General features: G+C 73.7%; 15 protein-coding genes and 1 pseudogene. 9 read left to right on the forward strand and 7 right to left on the reverse strand.

Going from position 1 to position 20,404, the window contains the following annotated elements; translation table 11 throughout:
* Positions 1-146: 146 nt before the first annotated feature.
* Positions 147-1,337, forward strand: a complete 1,191-nt coding sequence (locus OG295_RS32005) for an acyl-CoA dehydrogenase family protein (protein WP_371680105.1) — start codon at positions 147-149, stop codon at positions 1,335-1,337.
* A 62-nt stretch (positions 1,338-1,399) separates the two neighbouring features.
* Here OG295_RS32005 and OG295_RS32010 read toward each other — a convergent pair.
* From OG295_RS32010 to OG295_RS32020, 3 genes and pseudogenes are all read right to left on the reverse strand, one after another.
* A pseudogene (locus tag OG295_RS32010) lies at positions 1,400-1,621 on the reverse strand (hypothetical protein); the annotation flags it as partial.
* A gap of 13 nt (positions 1,622-1,634) precedes the next feature.
* The gene (locus tag OG295_RS32015) at positions 1,635-2,120 is read right to left on the reverse strand and encodes a transposase (protein ID WP_371680106.1); all 486 of its coding nucleotides are present in this window, start codon (positions 2,118-2,120) and stop codon (positions 1,635-1,637) included.
* Between the two features lie 677 nt (positions 2,121-2,797).
* Entirely contained in the window at positions 2,798-3,787 is a 990-nt protein-coding gene (locus OG295_RS32020) for a nitroreductase (protein WP_371680107.1), read from the reverse strand.
* A gap of 446 nt (positions 3,788-4,233) precedes the next feature.
* Between OG295_RS32020 and OG295_RS32025 the strand changes: the two genes are divergently transcribed.
* The 4 genes from OG295_RS32025 (at position 4,234) to OG295_RS32040 (ending at position 7,545) form a co-directional block, all read left to right on the forward strand.
* Entirely contained in the window at positions 4,234-4,968 is a 735-nt protein-coding gene (locus OG295_RS32025; RefSeq protein ID WP_371680108.1) for a TetR/AcrR family transcriptional regulator, read from the forward strand.
* Positions 4,969-5,010: 42 nt separating this feature from the next.
* Positions 5,011-6,168, forward strand: coding sequence for an MAB_1171c family putative transporter (locus OG295_RS32030; RefSeq protein ID WP_371680109.1), 1,158 nt, complete (start codon positions 5,011-5,013; stop codon positions 6,166-6,168).
* 364 nt (positions 6,169-6,532) lie between these two features.
* Positions 6,533-6,976, forward strand: a complete 444-nt coding sequence (locus OG295_RS32035; protein ID WP_266836919.1) for a helix-turn-helix domain-containing protein — start codon at positions 6,533-6,535, stop codon at positions 6,974-6,976.
* Positions 6,973-7,545 carry a toxin gene (locus OG295_RS32040; RefSeq protein ID WP_371680110.1) on the forward strand — a complete coding sequence of 191 codons (573 nt, stop codon included), beginning with the start codon at positions 6,973-6,975 and terminating at the stop codon, positions 7,543-7,545. Before OG295_RS32035 ends, OG295_RS32040 begins: the two co-directional genes overlap by 4 nt.
* Positions 7,546-7,582: 37 nt before the next feature.
* Here the strand turns inward: OG295_RS32040 and OG295_RS32045 are convergent, their stop codons facing one another.
* The 4 genes from OG295_RS32045 to OG295_RS32060 form a co-directional block, all read right to left on the reverse strand.
* The gene (locus OG295_RS32045; protein WP_371680111.1) at positions 7,583-8,455 is read right to left on the reverse strand and encodes an ABC transporter permease; all 873 of its coding nucleotides are present in this window, start codon (positions 8,453-8,455) and stop codon (positions 7,583-7,585) included.
* Positions 8,452-9,372 carry an ATP-binding cassette domain-containing protein gene (locus tag OG295_RS32050; RefSeq protein WP_371680112.1) on the reverse strand — a complete coding sequence of 307 codons (921 nt, stop codon included), beginning with the start codon at positions 9,370-9,372 and terminating at the stop codon, positions 8,452-8,454. Before OG295_RS32050 ends, OG295_RS32045 begins: the two co-directional genes overlap by 4 nt.
* Positions 9,373-9,491: 119 nt before the next feature.
* Positions 9,492-12,953: an aminotransferase class I/II-fold pyridoxal phosphate-dependent enzyme gene (locus OG295_RS32055; RefSeq protein WP_371681370.1), complete on the reverse strand. Its 3,462-nt coding sequence runs from the start codon at positions 12,951-12,953 to the stop codon at positions 9,492-9,494.
* A gap of 74 nt (positions 12,954-13,027) precedes the next feature.
* Positions 13,028-13,969: an NAD-dependent epimerase/dehydratase family protein gene (locus OG295_RS32060; protein WP_371680113.1), complete on the reverse strand. Its 942-nt coding sequence runs from the start codon at positions 13,967-13,969 to the stop codon at positions 13,028-13,030.
* A gap of 161 nt (positions 13,970-14,130) precedes the next feature.
* Here OG295_RS32060 and OG295_RS32065 point away from each other — a divergent pair, with 161 nt between their 5' ends.
* The 4 genes from OG295_RS32065 to OG295_RS32080 all read left to right on the forward strand — a co-directional run bounded on the left by OG295_RS32065 (position 14,131) and on the right by OG295_RS32080 (position 20,379).
* Complete coding sequence (locus OG295_RS32065) at positions 14,131-15,612, forward strand: aminopeptidase P family protein (RefSeq protein ID WP_371681371.1); 1,482 nt, start codon at positions 14,131-14,133, stop codon at positions 15,610-15,612.
* Positions 15,613-15,734: 122 nt separating this feature from the next.
* Entirely contained in the window at positions 15,735-16,676 is a 942-nt protein-coding gene (locus OG295_RS32070; protein WP_371680115.1) for an oxygenase MpaB family protein, read from the forward strand.
* Positions 16,658-18,775, forward strand: coding sequence for a tetratricopeptide repeat protein (locus tag OG295_RS32075; RefSeq protein ID WP_371680116.1), 2,118 nt, complete (start codon positions 16,658-16,660; stop codon positions 18,773-18,775). Before OG295_RS32070 ends, OG295_RS32075 begins: the two co-directional genes overlap by 19 nt.
* Positions 18,772-20,379, forward strand: a complete 1,608-nt coding sequence (locus OG295_RS32080; protein ID WP_371680117.1) for a phytoene desaturase family protein — start codon at positions 18,772-18,774, stop codon at positions 20,377-20,379. Before OG295_RS32075 ends, OG295_RS32080 begins: the two co-directional genes overlap by 4 nt.
* Positions 20,380-20,404: the final 25 nt, after the last annotated feature.

A 20,404-nucleotide genomic window follows, 5' to 3' on the forward strand; every position in this document is an offset into this window, starting at 1 on the left:
CGGGCCGGGGAGTTCCGTACCGGACTTCCCGGCCCGCCCGCACTCCTGACGGTCCATCACCACCCCTTCCGGATTACTGCAACGGGTTCTACCCTGGCCGCCGCCACCACACCGACCGGCTGGACCGCGAGACTCCCGGAGGGGCCGTGCACCTCGAATACACGCCTGAGCAGCAGCAGTTGCGCACCGAGCTGCGTGCCTACTTCGCCGAGCTCGTGCCGCAGGACGTCTACGCCCGCTACGAGGACCCGGCCGCGCAGAAGCGCTTCTACCGGGAGACCATCCGCCGTCTCGGCGCCGACGGGTGGCTCGGCGTCGGCTGGCCGAAGGAGTACGGCGGGCGCGGCATGTCGCCCATGGACCAGTTCATCTTCTTCGACGAGGCCGCGCAGGCCGTCGTCCCGCTGCCGCTGATGGCGCTGAACACCGTCGGCCCCACCCTCATGCAGTTCGGGACCGACGAGCAGAAGGCGTACTTCCTCCCCCGGATCCTCGCCGGGGAGATCGACTTCGCCATCGGCTACAGCGAGCCCGACGCGGGCACCGACCTCGCCGCCCTCAAGTGCAAGGCCGTCCGCGAGGGCGACGAGGAGACCGGCACCTACGTGGTGAACGGCCAGAAGATCTGGACCACCAACGGCGACACCGCCGACTGGGTCTGGCTCGCCGTCCGCACCGACCCGGAGGCCCCCGCGCACAAGGGCATCACGATGCTCCTCGTGCCGACCTCCGACCCCGGCTACTCCTGCACCCTCATCAACACCCTGGCCTCGCACGACACCACCGCCAGCCACTACGAGGACATCCGCGTCCCCGCGAACCGCCGCGTGGGCCAGGAGAACAAGGGCTGGCGGCTGATCACCAACCAGCTCAACCACGAACGCGTCACCCTCGCCGCCCATGGCACCATGGCCATCCGCGCCCTGCACGACGTCCAGCGCTGGGCCGCCGCGACCAAGCTGGCCGACGGCCGTCGCGTCATCGACCTGACCTGGGTCCGCGGCCGGCTCGCCCGCACCCACGCCCGCCTCGACGCGATGAAACTGCTCAACTGGCAGATGGTGAACGCGGTCCAGTCCGGCACCCTCACCCCGCAGGACGCCTCCGCCGTCAAGGTCTACGGCTCCGAGGCGCGCCGGGACGCGTACGCCTGGCTGATGGAGGTGGTCGGTGCGGCCGGCTCCCTCAAGGACGGCTCCGCGGGGGCGGTCCTGCACGGGGAACTGGAGCGCGGCTACCGCAGCGCGGTGATCTTCACCTTCGGCGGAGGGAACAACGAGATCCAGCGCGAGATCATCGCGTGGATCGGCCTGGGCATGCCCCGCGTCCGCCGCTGACCCCGTGCGACTACCGCCGATAGATGACGCATACCGACGATGACTGTCACCGTGATCGCTTGGGAGTTCGTGCGCTCCACCACCCAACGGCCTGCGGTCTGGATCGGAGATTTCGCGCCGTGTGGGGCGATGCGGGCCTCGATCCCGCGGGCGGCCAGGTCGTCGTGGAGCATGCGGTAGTCGTATCCGTATCCGTATCCGTATCCGTATCCGGCGTCCAGGGCCAGGCTCGGGCGCGCCGGCAGCGGTCCAAGGGCCGACTCCAGTGCGATGCCCCTATGGATGTCCCTATGGATGTCAAGCGGCGATCGCGGCGGGTCCTGTCTGGTCAGCCGGAGGGTTCGCTGGGACGAGAAGTCGGTAGATCTCTCGTGCGACGTAGCGTTTGAGGCAGCGGATGATCTCGCGGCGTGTCTTGCCCTCGGTCAGACGTCGTTGCAGGTAGTCGCGTGTGCGGTCGTCCCAGCGCAGACGGCTGAGGACGATCCGGTAGAGGGCGGCGTTCGCTTGGCGGTCGCCGCCGCGGTTCAGCCTGCGGCGCTGTGTCTTCCCGGAGGAAGCCTCGACCGGGCTGGTGCCGCATAAGGCTGCGAAGGACGCCTCGCTGACGAGTCGCTCGGGGTTGTCGCGGGCCGAGATGAGCAGGGCAGCGGCGCTGTCCGGGCCGACGCCACGGACTTCCAGCAGGCCCGGCGTGCTGACTTCGACGGCCTCGGCTATCCGCTTGTTGAGATCGTCGATCTCCTCGGTCAGATGCCGGATGCGGCGGGCCAGCAGCCTCAAGGTGTGACGGGCGGCCCCGGCCGGTCCCCTCGCATGCTGGGGATCGAGGTCGGCGCACCGCTTGAACAGGTGGGGGTTGCTCAGCCCGGCGAGCGACTCGCGGAGGGCGGAGTCAGCTGAGACCAGGGCGCTCTTGAGCTGGTTGATCGCCTGGGTGCATGTCGTTGTCGCCCCGCCGACGGGCGGGGGAGTGGGGGCCGGAGAGAGGGGCTCGACTCTCGCGTGCACCGGTGCCGGGGGAGTCCGCGTCCGGGGCGCCAGCGGGTTCGCTGACCGTCCGGGGGGCCGGTGGCGCCGGAGTCGACGCCGGGCCTGTGGGCGGCCGCCGTGGTGCTGCGGGAGATCATGCCGGAAGCACGGCCACGTTCGTGCGGAAACGGCGGAACGGGTGCCCAGAGCGCGCCCTCCCCAGCCGTGTGGAACGGGACCGTCCGCCTCGCGGTACGTGGCTTGAGGGGCATGTTCCCGACAATCAGGCGACACCCGTGCAGGGGTGTCCGCACCGTCCTGTACGAATGTGCCAACTAGATTCTGCTGACCATGCGTTTGAACGCCGCTCGGAACTGGCAAAACAGCAGCTCAGGGTGCTGACGGAATGCCATCTACCGGCAGTGGTCGCACCCCGCGTCCGCCGCCGGCCCCGCGGCCGTCCCGCCCGGCAGGGCCGGCCGGCGCCCTCACCGGACCTCCAGGACCTCCGAGACCGGACGGCGGGGTGTGGCGGGGCCCGCGGGGCCGTAGCCGAGGCGCAGGACCATCTGGACGTGTCCCGTGGCGGCGAGCGGATCGCGGACCGTCCAGCGCAGCTCCGGCCATTCCAGGGGCTGGGAGGTCATCGAGGTGGCCAGGCCGTCGGCGGTGGCCCGGAGGAGCACCCGCTCCAGCGCCTGACCGGCCAGCAGCCAGTCGGCCCGGGTGTCGCCCCGCGTGCCCAGCAGGGCCAGCCGGGGCCGCTTCTCGAACACGGCCCACCCGCGGTCCGGCACCGGTCGGTCCCGGCCGAAGTCGCGCACGGGCGCCGGTCCGCCGGAGCTCCGGGGGCCGAACGCCTCGGCGGGCACGCCGTCGCGGCGCGTCGGGCCCGGACTCCGGTCCCCGCCGGTCCACGCGGCCGTCTCGGCCCGGACGAGCGGGTCCGTCTCCTCCAGGTGCTCGGCGTCGTGCACCAGCCCGAGCAGGGTCTCGATGTGCCAGGTGCCGGGGACGGTGAGGTGGCACCCCTCCAGTCGGGCCGCCGCCCGCAGGCCGTCCAGGACCGCGGGCGGCACGGCCTCGTCGCCGAACGGGAGCCGGCTGGTGTGCCGGCGGCGGAGCGCGTCGTAGAGGGCGGCGAGTTCGTCGCCGCCGTCCACGGCCGCCTCGAAGGACACCCCGGCCAGGAGCCAGGGCCGGGAGCCGTCGGGCAGCAGCCGCACGCGCGCCCCGAGCCCGTGGCGGGCGGCGGACACGCGCAGGTTGAACAGGGCCGCGGCGCAGCCGAGGTGGAGGGCGCGGTGATCGGGGTCGGTACGGGTCATGGCCCGCTCCGGGTCTCCGTACAGCTCGACGACCTCGTCGTCCGGCCGGAAGACGAAGCGCCAGGGCTGGGCGTTGTGCATCGAGGGGGCGGTGACGGCGTCGGCGACGAGCCGGGCGACGGTTTCGGTTTCGACGGTGCGTGCGGTCACGGGTCTGGTCCTGTCTGTGCTGCCCCGGTCGTGCGCCACGACGGCGCCCCCGAGGTGGAGCGGTGCCTGCGCTGCCTCCAGGGTCGGCCGGCCGGCCGGGGCCCGGGTAGGGCCGACCGGTGCCGTCCCGGGACCATAGGTCCCACCGGTCCGCGCGGCACGGGTCCGTGCAGCGACGACGGGGACCTTCGGCCCGGTCACGGTCCCGGGTGGCGGTGTCCCCCCATCGGCCCCTGGACGACACGGCGCAGGCCGTGGCGGCCGAGTACTCGGGTCTGCCGGTGACAGACCGTGACGGTCGACTCGGCGGAGGCCCCGTCCCGTCCCGTCCCGGAGAGGGTCCCAGGGGTCCGGATCAGGGCCCGGCCGGCCCGTGCCCCGGGCGGCTGTCGATCGTCCGTCCGAATGTGATCGAGGGGTCGGTAGCCGACGGGTACGGTTTGGCCATGGATTTTTCCGGAACTAGCGCTACCGATGAGAACTCCGGGCAGGTGGAGGCCATCATGGCCGCGGCGCGCCGGCTGCTGCCGAAGGAGGGGGCCCCGGGGCTGTCCCCGGAGGCGGTGGCCGCCGAGGGCGGGCTGGCCGTCGCCGACGTGGCGGCCGTCTTCCCGCACCGGGACGACCTGTTGACGGCGTTGGTCGTCGACGCCTACGACGCGTCGGCCGCCGCGATGGAGCGGGCCGACGCGGCCGCCGTGGCCGGGGGAGCCCCGGCGGGCGCGCGGCTGCTCGCGGTCACCCGGGCCCTGCGGGCCTGGTCCTTCGCCCACACCGGCGAGTTCACGCTGATCTACGGTTCGCCCGTACCCGGCTACCACGCCCCGCAGGACACCGTCCCGCCCGCCTCGCGCACCCCCGCCGTGCTGGCCGGCATCGTGAGGTCCGCGCTGGAGGGCGGCGAACTCCTCCCGCCCCGGAGGACGGTACCGGGGCCGCCGCTGCTCCGGCCGGAGGCCGTGCAACTCTTCGGAGGGGTGCCCGACGCACCGTTCTCGGACATCGTCGAGCGCGGCATCGTGCTCTGGAGCAGCCTGATCGGGCTCCTGGTGTTCCAGGTCTTCAGCCGTACCCACGACAGCGTCCGGGACGAGTCCGCGTACTTCGACTTCGCCATCGCGGTGGCGGCCGAGGGCATCGGCCTGACGGTCCCGCTGGACGAACCCACCCACACCGACTAGACCGTCTGCCGCGTGCGCGCGGCACCGGCGGGGAATCAGGCCGTGAACACCACAAGAACCCTCTGCTTCGTCATCGCGGCGCTCTCGTCGTACGCCGCCCTCGTCTACCGGCTCTGCCAAGTGCGCCGCAGCTGGCGGGACAGCGCCTACCGCACCCTGGTGGTCACCCTCCTGCTGCAGTGCCTCACCTTCACCATGGGCGCCGTCGCCATGAGCGGCGACAGCTTCCTCGGCGTCGGCAACCTCGCCATCCTGGTGATGCACGTATCGGCCGTCGCCTTCTGCGTCGCGGCCGAGATCATCCTGCTGCGCTGGGCGGCCGACCCCGCGGAGGCCGCGCGCAAGGCCCGCTACTGGCTGATCACCGGCGTCGCCCTCGGCGTGCTCCTGATCGCCCTCTTCTTCATCGCCGACGGACCCGGGCGGCCGGCGACGGACTTCAACTCCGGCAGCGGCCAACCGCTGGTCCTCGTCTACCTCCTGGTCTTCATCGTCTCCCAGGCGGTTCCGTGCGTGACCATCTTCCGCCAGTGCGGCCCCTACGCCCGGATGACCGGCAAGGCCTCGCTGCGGCAGGCGCTGCGCATGCTGTCCGTGGCCGCGGTGATCCTCTTCCTCTACTGCACCTGCCGGACGGTGAACATCCTCACCGCCGCGGCCGGGATCGACATCGGCGTCTGGCAGCTCGCGTCGAACGTCTTCAGCGCCGCGGGGATCGTCACCCTCTCGCTCGGCCTGACGTTCTCCTCCTGGGAGGCGTCGGCCGCCAAACTGCTGGAGTGGGCGCACAGTTACCGTTCCTACCGGGCCCTCTACCCGCTCTGGCGGGACCTGTACGAGTCCTCTCCGGACATCGTCCTGGAGCCGCCGGGCTCGGCCTCGGTCTCGGACCTCAACTACCGCCTGCACCGGCGCGTCATCGAGATACGCGACGGATGGCGGGACCTGCGCCCCTACATCGACCGCACCGCACCCGCCGTCGGGGCGGCGGATCCCGCGGCGAGCGAGGAGTACCGGCAGGCCCACGCCGAGGCGGCGCAGATCAAGCAGGCCCTGCACGCGAAGCGGGCCGGGACCGTCCCCGATCTCAACAAGGACGCGGGCGACTTCGACGACCGGGACACGGACAACTTCTCGGCGGAGGTCGCCTGGCTCACCCAAGTGGCAGCCGTCTATCGTAAACTCGGCAAAGCGGGTTGAGAGCTCCCGCCCGGTCTGTCCCCCGTCAGGCCGGGCGGGTTTTCCCTTTTTCACCCTCCCCGTGGTTCCCCCCGTTTTCCCCCGTGGGTCCCCCCCTTTGTTTCCCCCGTTTCCCCCGTGTTGCTTCCGGGCAGAGCGGGTGTGATCCGCTCGGTGCCGACCCCCATCCCCCGAGGGCCGGCCCTGCCCGGACCGACAGCCGCCAGCACATCAACTCGGCTACCCCCGTAAGCAAAGTTAGCTGCCAGCTATCGGCGAGGTCCACGGTGGCGGACTCTGGTCAGATTGTCAACTGACGGCTAATCTGCGAAACTGCCGGATAGCTGAGAGCAATGTCGAGGAGGTGACGGAAGGGAGAATCGCCGTGTCGGAGACCGACGACCGGCCCAAGCTGGCAGTGCGTCTGGACAACCTCTTCAAGACGGTCCGGCCCAAGGGCAAGCACTGGACCAACGCCGAGGTCGCGGAGGAACTGAAGCGCGCCAACCCCGAACTCAAGGCCGGTGGCGTCTATCTGTCGCAGCTGCGCACCGGCAAGCGCTCCAATCCCTCGCCGGACCTGCTGGCCGCCCTCGCCCGGTTCTTCGGCGTTTCCGTCGCGTACTTCTTCGACGACGAGGTCGCCGAGTCCGTCCTCAGTGAGGTCGCCGCCATCGAGGCGCTGCGCCAGGCCGGAGTCCGCTCCGTGGCCATGCGGGCGGCCGGGATGAAGAAGGAGAACCTCCAGGCCATCACGGCCATCATGGACCAGTACCGGCAGCTCCAGGGCCTCCCGCCCGTCACCGACCCCTCGGAAGACCCGGAATGAGGGTCCCCGGAAGGGGGCGTTCGGCCGATCACGGCCGCCGCAGTCAGCTCAAGAAGCTCCGCAAGGACGGAGCGCGGCGGCTCGCCGAACTCAACCTGCCGGAAGGGGCCGACGTCGCCGAACTCTGCCGGTACATCGGAGAGATCCGCGACCGCCCCATCACCCTGATCCCGATGCAGATGCCCGCCTCGCAGCCGTGCGGCATGTGGGTGGCCGCGCGGGACGAGGACCTGATCTTCTACGACGCCAACACCACCAGCGCGCATCAGGAGCACATCATCTTGCACGAGCTGGGCCACATCATCTGCTGTCACCGCGGGGCGGGCTGGCTGGACGAGGCGAGCTCCCGCCTCCTCTTCCCCAACCTCGACCCCGACCTCGTCCGCGACATGCTCCTGCGCGCCACCTACGACGACGTGCAGGAACAGGAGGCCGAGGTCATCGCCTACCTGCTCTCCCAGCGGATGGGCGGTGCCGAGGACGGACCCGGCGCGCCCCCGGGCCCCGGGGGCGGACCGTCCGGGAAGGGCGACGACACGCTCAGCCGCATCGAGCGCACCCTGTTCTGAGGGGCCCGCCCGGCCCGTCAGGTCCCCGGCGTCCGGCTCACACGTCGCGCCGGCGTACGACGACCACCGCGAGGGCGACCGCGACCAGCGGCCACACCACGTACACGGCCCAGGAACCGGAGACGGTGGCGTCGTGGACGTGGTGGAGGTCGGGAAGGTCCCCCCAGTTCTGGACGAGGCGCTTCCAGGCGGAGGCCACCATCACGTGGTTGACGTCGGCGGACCATTGCCTGGAGGTACTGAACAGCGGCGGCAGCATCACCAGGGTGAAGAGCGTGGCGACCAGGCTGCCCGGGGTGTGCCTGATCAGCGCGCCGAGGCCCAGGCCGACCAGGGCGCAGACCGGAGCCAGCAGCGCGGACGCCGCCATGGCCCGGGCCGCACCGGGGTGGGTGAGGGAGACCCCGGCGTGCCGGCCGTCGAGGACGGCCTGGGAGACCAGGAAGGCGCCCAGGGAGACGGCCGTCCCGACGGCGGTCCACACCGCCGCGACGACGACGGCCTTGGCCAGGACCACCGAGTGACGGGCGGGTACGGCCACGGTGGTGGTACGGATCAGCCCGCTGCCGTACTCGCTCACGATCGTGACGGCTCCGAGGCTGCCGGCGACGAGCATCAGCGTCATGTAGGCGCCGGGCGGGAAGGCGTCGAAGGGCAGGAACCCGCGGGACTCCTGCGCACCCGGGCCGGCGGCGGCGATGGTGTCGTGGTCCGCCAGCGCCGCGACGGTCGCGCACCCGATGACGAACAGCGCGGTGAGGGCGATCGTCCACCAAGTGGAGCGCAGGGACCGCATCTTGATCCACTCGGCGACGAGCAGGTCACGGAAGCGGGCGGGAGGTTCGGCGATGGAGGAGACGGAGGAGACGGGGGAGGCGGAGGCCGCGTGGGCGGAGGCGGTTCGGGTCATCGGGTCCGTCCTGTCGTGTACTCGACGCTGTCGGCGGTCAGTTCCATGAAGGCCTCCTCCAGGGAGGCCGTACGCGGGGTGAGTTGGTCCAGCACGATCCCGTGAGCGAAGGCGAGCGCCCCGATCCGGTCCGCCGCCAGTCCGGTCACCACGAGCCTGCCCGTGTCCGCCGGCCCCTCCGGCTCCACCGAAGCGCCCGCGCCGGCCAGCAGCGCCGCCAGTTCGGCGGTCCGCGACGTGCCCACGACGGTCCGGGACCGGGTGCTGCGGGCCGCGAACTGCCCTGCCGACTCGGCGGCGATGAGCCGCCCGCGGCCGATGACGACGAGATCGTCGGCGGTGTTCTGCATCTCCGACATCAGATGGCTGGAGAGGAAGACCGTACGGCCCTCGGCCGCCAGCCGCCGGAAGAGGCCGCGCATCCAGAGCACGCCCTCCGGGTCCATGCCGTTGACGGGCTCGTCGAACATCAGCACCGGGGGATCGCCGAGGAGGGCGGTGGCGATCCCCAGGCGCTGCTTCATGCCGAGCGAGAACCCGCCGATGCGGCGGCCCGCCGCTCCGGCCAGGCCGACCTCCTGGAGCACCTCGTCCACCCGGCGCGCCGGGATGCCGTTGCTGCGGGCCAGCGCGGACAGGTGGGCGGTGGCGCTGCGTCCGCCGTGCACCTGGTTCGCGTCGAGGAGGGCGCCCGCGTGCCGCAGTCCGCGCGGGTGGTCGCCGAAGGGGACGCCGGCGACGGTGGCGGAACCGGCGGTGGGCCGGTCCAGGCCGAGGACCATCCGCAGGGTGGTGGTCTTGCCGGCTCCGTTCGGGCCGAGGAATCCGGTGACGCGGCCCGGCCTGACGGTGAAGGACAACCGGTCGACGGCGGTCTTGGCGCCGTAGCGCTTGGTGAGTTCGTTGACTTCGATCACAAGGGCAACCCTGCCGGGAGGGCGCCCCGCGGGCATGGTGCCGTGGGCGGCACTCGCGCGGCCGCCCCCGGCCGTGGGAGTACGCCCCCGGGCGGGGGCCGCGGGGTGACCCGAGGACGTCAGCCCCCGGCCGCCGACACCTCCTGGGCCAGGACCGACACGGCCCGGCGGATGTCCCCTTCGCGGTGATCGGAGGTGACGAAGAACCGCAGCCGGGAGAGCCCCTCCTCCACCGCGGGGTGGAAGATCGGATCGGCGATGACACCGCGCTCGTACAGCCGGTCGGCGACGCGCAGGGTCCTCGCCGAGTCACCGAGGAGGCACGGCACGATCGGGGTGTGGGCGCTGGAGCCCGTCGCGAGGCCGGCCGAGGAGGCGAGCGAGAGGAAGAGCTCGGCGTTGCGCCGCAGGGCACGGACCCGGTCCGCGGTGATCAGCTCGCTCGCGGCCAGCGCGGCGGCCGCGTTGGCCGGGGTCAGGCCGACGCTGTAGACGAAGCCGGGCAGGGTGTGCCGCAGCCAGCGCACCATCCGGGCCGAGCCGCCGAGGTAACCGCCGCAGCTGGCGAAGGCCTTGGAGAGGGTGCCCATCCACAGGTCCACTCCGGACCGGTCGACGCCGAAGAACTCGCCGACACCGCGGCCGTGCTCGCCCACGGTGCCGATGCTGTGGGCCTCGTCGACCATCAGCAGGGCGCCGTATCGTTTCTTCAGTTCGATCACGGCCGGCAGGTCCACCAGGTCGCCGTCCATGCTGTAGGCGCCCTCGACGGCGATCAGCACCCGCCGGAACCGCGAGCGGTTGACCCGCAGCATGTGCGCCAGCTGGTCCGTGTCGTTGTGGGCGAAGGGCCGCCGGGCCGCCCCGGACAGCGCGCAGCCCTGCAGGATGCTGTCGTGGGCGAGGGCGTCGTGCAGCACCAGGTCCCCGGCGCCGACGACGTGCCCGATCGCGGTGACGTTGGTGGCGTGGCCGCTGACCAGCGCCAGGCAGTCGTCGACGCCGAGGAAGGCGGCGAGCGCCCGCTCCAGCCGTACGGTCAGCTCCCGTTCGCCGGAGAGCACCCGGCTCGCCGAGACCGAGGTCCCGTAGCGGTCCACCGCTTCGTGGGCGGCGGCGGTGACCGCCGGATGGCCCGAGAGCCCCAGGTAGTTGTAGGAGCCGAAGGAGAGGTACTCCCGGTCACCGATCACGGTCGTGTCGCGGATCGTGCCCCGGTGGACCCGGAAGTACGGGAAGTCCGCGCCGCCGGCGGTGATCGCGTCCAGGCGTTCCTCGAACTGCCGCACCTCCGGGAAACCGTCGACGCTCGCCGTGGCGGCGTACTCGTCCCCCTGCGGCTCCGGCGCCTCCCACGGCTCCCGCGGCCGCGGGGGAGCGGCGGGGGCCGGCGCGTGCGTGAGGTGGGGAGCGACCAGTTCGGTCAGCCGCCCGATGGTCAGGCCGGGCCTGAAGGTCTCCTCGCTGGGGAAGCCCGGCGCGTGCCGCGCGATGATGACGTCCAGCTCCTGGAGCATCAGGGAATCGAAGCCGAGATCGGTCGTCAGGACCATCCGCGCGCCCAGGTCGGAGAGCGGGAAGACCCCGGTCCGTGAGACCGCTTCGAGGACGACGGACGCGGCGGCCCCGCCCGGTCCGGCCGACGCGTCCGGCTGCGCGGACCCTCCCGGCGAGGCGGGCGCGCCCCGTCCGGCGGAGGGCGGGACCGCCGCCACCACCCGCGGGGGTTCCTCCGGGTGGCCGGCGGGCTCCGCCGTCTCGCGGGCCGACGCGTCCACCACCCAGTGGTGGCGGGGCGCCAGGGGACTCGGCGGCAACGTGCACGGAGGAGTCCGCTCCGCCGCGGGAAGCGGCGCCGGGCCGCTCACCGCACGCACGGCCGGGCCCGCCGGCGCGGGGGCGCGTTCCCCGTCCGCCGGCGCGCCCGGGGCGGCGGCGGACGTCTCGGGCGCGCCGGGCTCCACCGCGCCGACGGCCAGCCCCGGCCCGAGCTCCCCGGTGCGGCCCGCCGCGATGGCCTCGGCGGCGGCGGTCAGCCGGCCCGCGGCCTCGGCGGAGTCCCGCGCCACCACCGCCAGACGCTCCGCGAAGGGCGTACGGCGCGCCAGGGTGTCCGCGACCCGGGCCGGCGGGAGCCGGTCTTCGGTGAGGACGTCCGCCAGGTCGCGGGCGTAACGGGCCAGCCCCGCCCGGTCACGGGCGCTGAGCACCAGGAGGTGCGGCTCCCCGTCCGGGGCGGGCACGGCCGGCTCCGGGGCGGCGCACTCCTCCACCACCAGGTGGACGCCGGTGCCGCCGAAGCCGAAGGCGCTCACCCCGGCCCGGCGCGGCCGCGGGGACCGCGGCCACGGCGTCGCCTCCGTCGGGACGACCAGCCGCGCGGCGGCGAGGGCCGCCGGCTCGGCCGGTTCGAACTCCGGCTGCGGCGGTATCAGCCCCCGGTGCACGGCCAGGACGGTCTTGATGAGCCCCGCGATCCCGGCGGCGTTCAGGGAGTGGCCCACCACCGCCTTCACCGCGCCGAGGAAGGCGGGCGCGGCGTCCTCACCGCGCAGCTCGCGCAGCACACCGACCTCGACCGGATCGCCGACCGTCGTCCCGGTACCGTGCGCCTCCAGGTACCCGACCGAGTCCGGGGCCAGGTCCGCGTCGCGGTAGGCCCGGCGCAGGGCCCGGAGCTGACCGGCCGCCTGGGGGTGCATACCGCCGTGCACGGTCCCGTCGTTGGCCGTGCCCACCCCCCGGATCACCGCGTAGACGCGGTCGCCGGCGGCCAGCGCGTCGGCCAGGGGCCGCAGCACCAGGACCCCGGCGCCCTCGCCCAGGACGAAGCCGTCGGCCCGCGCCCCGAACGGCAGGCACCTGCCGCTGCGCGAGACGGCGCCGATCCGGCTCAGGCCCACCAGCAGGTCGGGGGTGAGGATCAGCTGGGCGCCGCCCGCCAGCGCGATGCGGGTGCGGCCCGCGCGCAGGGCGAACACGGCGTTCGCCACGGCCATCAGCCCACCGGAGCACGCCGAGTCCAGCGCATAGCTCTCACCGTGCAGGTCGAAGACCGAACTGATGGTGTTCGGACCCATGTTGAGCAGGAGTCCGGCCACCGACGTGCCCTGCAGGTGGTCGACGCCCCGGACCGTTTCCAGCCACCGGGGGTCGGCCGGCCGGGCCCCGAACTCGCCGCCGGCCACCTGGCGCATCCGGATCTGCAGGCTGCTGAGCTCGCGGTAGCCGCTCTCGGTGAGCGAGGTGATCACCGAGGTCTCCTCGCGGTCGAAACCCTCGGTCTCCCATCCGGCGTCCTGGATCGCCTCGCGGGCGAGGTCGATCAGCAGCCGGTGCTGTGGGTCCATCGACCGGGCCCGCCGCGGCGGGATGCCGTAGTGCGCCGCGTCGAAGTGGCCCACGTCCGGCAGCAGCGCCATGGTGTCCGTGTACGTCGTCGACGGGTCGCGGAAGTTCTCGCTGAGGAAGGCGGAGGCGCGCCACCGGGACTCGGGGATGGCGGAGAACTGGGGCCGCGGGGCGGTCAGGAGACGCCAGTACGCGTTCACGTTCCGGGCCCCCGGGAAACGGCAGGCCATGCCCACGACCGCGACGTCGTCGTGCCGCGCCGACGGGGATCCCACCGCGCCGCCGTCCCTCTTCGACACGGGTGTCACCCGGTGGCGGACAGTCGTTCGCGCCACCACTCGACCGTCGTCTTGACCTGCTCGTCGACGGGCGTGGCCCGCACCGTGAAGGCCGCCTCCCAGGCGCCGGAGTCGACCACGAAGGGACGGTCGAACTGGTAGCGGATCTCCTTGAGTTCACGCATCAGCGGGGAGAAGAGCGACAGTGCGCCCAGGACGGCCGACGGCAGTCCGCGTACGGCGACCGGCCCCGTGCCCGACTCGTCGGCGAGCCGGCCGACCATCTCCCGCACGGACAGCGCCGGCCCGGTCGGTACGTGCCAGGCCCGCCCCCAGGCGCGTTCCTCGTCCGCGGCCTCGACCAGCGCGGCAGCCACGTCGGGGAGGTAGGTCCAGCTGTGCGGGGCGTCGGGGTCGCCGAGGGCGGAGACGGGCCTGCCGCGCAGCACCTGCGGTACGACCCGGCCGGCCAGGTGCCCGCCGTCGGTCACGCCGGGGCCGAAGAAGTCCGAGGCCCGCAGCTCCACGGCCTGCAGGCGGCCCTGCTCGTGCAGGGTCCGGGCCGTCTCCCAGGCGGCGGCCCGCACCCGCCCCTTGGGGCCGGTCGCCGCGAGCGGCAGCTCCTCGGTCAGGGGGCCGTCCACGGGACCGTAGCCGTAGAGGTTGCCGAGCATGACCAGCACGGCCCCGGTCTCCTCGGCGGCCGTGCAGAGGGACGAGGTCATCGCGGGCCATTCGCCCGCCCAACGGTGGTAGGGAGGTGCGGCGCATCCGAAGACGGCGGCCGCGCCCCGGGCGGCCTCGGTCAGCCGGACGCCGTCGGCCGCGTCCAGCGCGACGTGCTCGATGCCGGGTTCCGGAGCACGGCCCGATCTGGTGACGACCCGTACCGAGTGTCCCCGCCCGGCCAGCAGCCGGGCCGTGGCCGCACCGGCGGGCCCGAATCCCACGACGACATAGAAACTCACGTGCGAACCCTAGCGCGCGGACCCCATGTCACTCCCGGCCCCTCGGGCCGGGCTCGTGCCACGATGGCGGAGACCCCTTGCGATCAAGGGAGGGGTTCGGTGGGTTTTGAGGGTGAACGGATCGAATTCAGGAGGCGGTTGTGACCGAGCGTTCGTCCGAAATCCGGCAGTCCGGTGAGGGGGACCCGACGTCCGGGGCAGAGGAGGCCGCGCGGGCCGGGGAAGCGGAGCGGAGCGAGGGCCGCGGCCGTCGGCGGGGGGTGAGCGAGGAGCTGGCCGCGAACATGCGGCAGGGCTGGGCCGACACCGAGCGCCACGACATCGAGCCCCTCCCGCAGGCCGCCCACACCGCCCGCCGGCGCGCGGCGCTCTCCGCCCGCTTCCCGGGCGAGCGCCTGGTGATACCCGCCGGCAACCTGCTGGTCCGCGCCAACGACACGCACCACCCCTTCCGCGCCTGCTCGGACTACGTGTACCTGACCGGCGACCAGACCGAGGACGCCGTCCTGGTCCTGGAGCCCGGGGAGGACGGCGGCCACCGGTCCACCGCGTACCTGCTGCCCCGCTCCGACCGGGAGGACGGGGAGTTCTGGCTGTCCGCATGCGGCGAGCTGTGGGACGGACGGCGGGCCGGCCTGACCGAGAACGAGCGGCTCCTCGGCCTGCCCTGCGCGGACGTCCGGAACCTGGCCGCCGCCCTCGCGGAGGCCACCGGCCCGGTCCGCGTCCTGCGCGGCCACGACGCCGGCATCGAGAAGGCCCTGCGGGACAAGGTCACGGCCGCGACCGACGAGGAGTTGCGGGTCTTCCTCTCCGAGATGCGCCGCGTCAAGGACGCGTTCGAGATCGGCGAGCTCCGCAAGGCCGTCGACTCCACCGTGCGCGGCTTCGAGGACGTCGTGAAGGTCCTCGACAAGGCCGGGGCCACCTCGGAGCGCTACGTCGAGGGCACCTTCTTCCTGCGCGCCCGCGTCGAGGGCAACGACGTCGGCTACAGCACCATCGCCGCCGCCGGCCCGCACGCCACCACCCTCCACTGGATCCGCAACGACGGCGACGTCCGCCCGGGCGACCTGCTGCTGCTCGACGCCGGCGTGGAGACCCACTCCCTCTACACCGCCGACGTCACCCGCACCCTGCCCGTCAGCGGCACCTTCTCCCCGCTCCAGCGCACGGTCTACGACGCGGTGCACGACGCCCAGCAGGCCGGGATCGCCGCCGTCAGGCCCGGCGCCCGCTTCCGCGACTTCCACGAGGCCGCCCAGCGGGTCCTCGCCGAACGGCTCCTCGCCTGGGGCCTGCTCGGCGAACGCACCCTGGAGCAGGTCCTGGAGCTGGGCCTGCAGCGCCGCTGGACCCTGCACGGCACCGGCCACATGCTCGGCCTCGACGTCCACGACTGCGCCGCCGCCCGCACCGAGACGTACGCCGACGGCGTCCTCGAACCCGGCGTCGTGCTCACCGTCGAGCCCGGACTGTACTTCCAGGCCGACGACCTGACCGTGCCCGAGGAGTACCGCGGCATCGGGATCCGGATCGAGGACGACATCCTCGTCACCGAGGACGGCAACGAGAACCTCTCGGCGGCCCTGCCGCGCCGGTCGGACGAGGTCGAGTCCTGGATGGCCGCCCTGCGGGCCTGAGACCCCCCCCGAGCGGCCGCGACGACCGGGGGAGGGCCCCGCCACCCGGCGGATCCGCCGGTACCACGTCCCACGGGTGGGCCGGCCCCCGCCCGGGTAGGCTCCCCGGCGGGAGGCGGGCCATGAACGCAGCTCCGTACGGGGGTGCGGACCCGGGGCTCTACGGGCCCGGGTCCGTCACCTGGCAGTGCCACGGCGACCCGGTCATGTGGATCGCCGGCGTCCGCGCGCTCTACCTCCAGGCCCTCCACCCGCGCGCCGTGCGCGCGGTGATGGCGAACAGCTCCTTCCACCGGGACGCCTGGGGCCGGCTGCTGCGCACCGCCGACTTCGTCGGCACCCTCACCTACGGCACCACCGAGAACGCCGAGCGGGCCGGAGCCCGGGTCCGGGCGCTCCACGGCCGGCTGTCCGCCACCGACCCGGACACCGGGGAGCGCTTCCGCGTCGACGACCCCGAACTGCTGCTGTGGGTGCACTGCGCGCAGATCGACAGCTTCCTGCACGTCCTGCTCCGCTCCGGCGTCCCCCTCACCCCCGACCAGGCCGACCGCTACGTGGACGAGAACCGGGTGAACGCCCGCCTCGTCGGCCTCGACCCGGCCGACGTGCCCGCCGACACCGCCGCGCTCGCCGCGTACTTCGAGGAGGTCCGCCCCCGCCTCGCGGCCGGGGCCGACGCCCGCGCCGTCGACGACTTCCTGCGCGCCCCGCCCGTCCACCCCCTCCTCGTCCCTGGCCGAAACCTGCTGTGGAGACCGATCGCCGGAATCGCCTACGGGACCCTCCCCGACTGGGCGCACCGGCTCTACGGGCGCACCGCTCCGCCCCCGCGCGACGTCACCCGGCGCCTGCGCCTCACGGGTCGCGTGTTGCGCAGCATTCCCGCAGGTCTACGCTGGCGGCTGCCTCCAGGTCACATCTTGAAAGCGATGCGCCGGCTGGGCCCCGGGAGCCGCCCCTCCGCGTACACACTGCGTATACCAGCGGCCATACTGGACCGGCCGAGGAGGGCGCGGCACGACGACGGGGGCGGCTTTAAGACATGGCGGAGTCCAGACTGATCCAGGGCCGGTACCGGTCACTCGATCTGATCGGGCGCGGCGGCATGGGCGAGGTGTGGCGCGCCCGCGACGAATCGCTCGGCCGTCAGGTCGCGGTGAAGTGCCTCAAGCCCATCGGGCCCGAACAGGACGCCCACTTCACCCAGGTCCTGCGCGAGCGCTTCCGCCGCGAGGCCCGGGTCGCGGCCTCGCTCCAGCACCGGGGCGTCACCGTCGTCCACGACTTCGGCGACGACAGCGCGGCGGGCGGTCCCCTCTACCTCGTCATGGAGCTGCTCGAAGGCCGCAACCTCAGCCAGCTGATGGAGGACAACGAGGCGCGCCCGCTCCCCGTCGACGTGGTTCTCGACATCGCCGAGCAGATGGCCGCCGCCCTCGGCTACACCCACGACCAGGGCGTCGTCCACCGCGACCTCAAGCCCGCGAACATCATGCGGCTGACCGACGGCACGGTGAAGATCTGTGACTTCGGCATCGCGCGCCTGGCCCACGACATCGGCTTCACCGCCAAGCTCACCGGCGGCGGCATGGCCATGGGCACCCCCCACTACATGTCGCCGGAGCAGATCGCGGGCGGCGAGGTCGACCACCTCAGCGACCTCTACTCCCTCGGCTGCGTCCTCTACGAGATCGCCACCGGAGCCCCGCCCTTCGACCTCGGCGACTCCTGGTCCGTGCTCGTCGGCCACCGCGACAACGTCCCGGTACCGCTGCGCGACCACCGCCCCGAGCTGCCCGCCCACTTCGAGCAGCTCGTCCTGGAACTCCTGGCCAAGCGTCCCGAGGACCGCCCCGGCGACGCCCGCCACCTGCACCGGCGCCTCGTCGAGGGCCGCTCCGGCGCCGCCGGGCCGACCGTCGCGCACCCGCCGCTGCCCACGTGGGCCGCGGGGATGACCGCCGGACGCAAGGCCGGCATCGACGCCCGGCCCGCGTCCGGGGAGTGGGCCGTGCTCACCGGCTCCTGGACCGCCGCCCGCCCCGCGGCATCCGCCACGGGCTCCGCCCCGGGCGCCGGTACGGGCCCGGTCGCGGCCTCGGGGGAGCAGCGGATCCTGCGGCCCGCGCCCGCCGAGGACCCGCGCCTCACCCCCGTCCGCGGGCTCGAAGCCACGCCCGCCGCACCCGGTCCGGACCGCCCCGACGCGCTCGACGCCGGGCACACCCGCGCGTTCGTCCTCAGCCGCGCCGGCCGCCCCGAGGAGGCCCTCTCCGTCTACGCGGCCGTCGCCCAGGGGCGGGCGAAGCTCCTGGGCCCGGACCACGCCGACACCCTCGCGGCGCGCCAGGAGGAGGCGTACGAGCTGGGGCGGCTCGGCCGGCACGGCGAGGCGTACGAGACCTACCGCGCGGTGCTCGCCGCCCTCGTCCGCACCGCGGGCCCGCGCCACCCCGACACCCTGCGCTGCCGCCACAGCCTGGCCTGCGCCCTGAGCGCCCTGGGCCGGCACGCCGAAGCCCACGGCGCCGCGGCCGAGGTGGCCGCCGACCGGGCCGCCGTCCTGGGCGCCGAGCACCCGGACACCCTGCGGACCCGCTACGAGGCCGCCTACTCCCTCGGCCGGCTGGGCCGCTGGGGCGAGGCGCTGACCGGCTTCCGCCACGTCGCCGCCGTACGGGAGCGCGTACTCGGCCGGGACCACCCCGACTCCCTCGCCGCCCGCTACGAGACCGGCATCGCGCTCGGCCGCACCGGCCGCGCCGCCGAGGCCCTCGACCTGTTCCGCTCCCTGGTCCGCGACCGCACCCGGGCCTACGGCGCCTCCGACCCGGAGACCCTGCGCGCCCGCCACGTCCTCGGCGTCAACCTCGGTCGGCTGGACCGCTGGGAGGAGGCCGTGGCCGAGGCCCGCGCGGTCGGCGCCGCCCGCGCCAAGGCCCTGGGCGCCGAACACCAGGACACCCTGGTCAGCCGGCGCGAACTCGCGGTGGGGCTGGGCCGCCTGGGCCGCTGGGACGAGGCCCTGCCCATCTACCGGGACCTGTCCGGCATCCGCGAGCGGTCCCTGGGCGACGAGCACCCCGACACCGCCCTGGCCCACGCCGACGAGGCACACTGTCTGGAGCGGCTCGGCCAGGTGTGCTACCAAGAGCCATGACAGCCACGAGGGTCTCCCGGGGATTCGCGCACGAGGTGTACGACGCGGTGATCGTGGGCGGGGGCCACAACGGCCTGGTCGCCGCCGCCTACCTGGCCCGCGCGGGCCGCTCGGTGCTGGTCCTGGAACGGCTGGGGCACACCGGCGGGGCCGCCGTCTCCACCCGGCCCTTCGCCGGGGTCGACGCCCGCCTCTCGCGCTACTCCTACCTCGTCTCCCTGCTCCCCGCGAAGATCGTCCGCGATCTGGGCCTGCGCTTCCGGGTCCGCCGGCGCACGGTGTCCTCGTACACCCCCCACGTCCGCGGCGGCGCCCCCGGCGGACTCCTCGTCGGCGGCGGCGAGGACCGGACCCGGGAGTCCTTCGCCCGCCTCACCGGCTCGGAGCGGGAGTACGACAACTGGCGCGCCTTCTACGCCATGACGGCCGAGGTCGCCGGGAAGGTCTTCCCCACCCTGACCGAACCGCTGCCCACCCGGTCGGCGCTGCGGGACCGGATCGGCGACGCCACGGCCTGGCGGACCCTGTTCGAAGAGCCCATCGGCGTGGCCCTGGAGGAGCGCTTCGCCGACGACCTCGTGCGCGGGGTGGCCCTCACCGACGCGCTGATCGGCACGTTCGCCGACGCCCACGATCCCACGCTCGTCCAGAACCGCTGCTTCCTCTACCACGTCATCGGCGGCGGAACCGGCGAATGGGACGTCCCGGTCGGCGGCATGGGCGCCCTCACCGACGCGCTCGCCGACGCCGCACGGGCGGCCGGCGCCGAGATCGTCACCGGGCACGAGGCGCTGCGGATCCACACCGACGGGACCGCGCCCGCCGAGGTGACCTTCCGTACGGCGGTGGGGGAGGGCACCGTCGTCGGACGGCACGTCCTGGTCAACGCCTCGCCCCGGGCGCTGGCCGAACTCCTCGGGGAGGAACCGGACCCGGCCGCCCCGGCCCCGGAAGGGGCCCAGTTCAAGGTCAACATGCTGCTGAGCCGGCTGCCCCGGCTGCGCGACGCCTCCGTGGACCCCCGCGAGGCCTTCGGCGGCACCTTCCACATCGCCGAGGGGTACGAGCAGCTGCGCCGCGCCCACACGGAGGCCGCCGCCGGGGAACTGCCGTCCGTACCGCCCTCGGAGATCTACTGCCACTCGCTGACCGACCCCTCGATCCTCGGGCCGGAGCTCGCGGAGCGGGGCTGCCATACGCTCACCCTCTTCGGGCTGCACACCCCGGCGCGGCTGTTCGGGCACGACAACCAGCAGGCCCGCGAGGTGCTCCTGACGGCCACGCTGGCCCAGCTGGACGCCCACCTGGCCGAGCCGCTCACCGACTGCCTGGCCTTCGACGCCGACGACCGGCCCTGCATCGAGGCCAAGACCCCGCTGGACCTGGAGCGCGAACTGCGCCTGCCCGGCGGGCACATCTTCCACCGGGACCTGTCCTGGCCCTACGCGGACGCGGACGCGGACACGGACACGGACGCCGCCGGGCGCTGGGGCGTGGCCACCGCGCACCGGGGCGTCCTGCTGTGCGGCGCGGGCGCGGTGCGCGGCGGCGGCGTCAGCGGCGTCCCCGGACACAACGCCGCGATGGCGGTGCTGGGGCACTGACCGGGCGGCCTACGGGCCCGGCCCC

The organism is Streptomyces sp. NBC_01276 (assembly GCF_041435355.1).
Classification (GTDB): domain Bacteria; phylum Actinomycetota; class Actinomycetes; order Streptomycetales; family Streptomycetaceae; genus Streptomyces.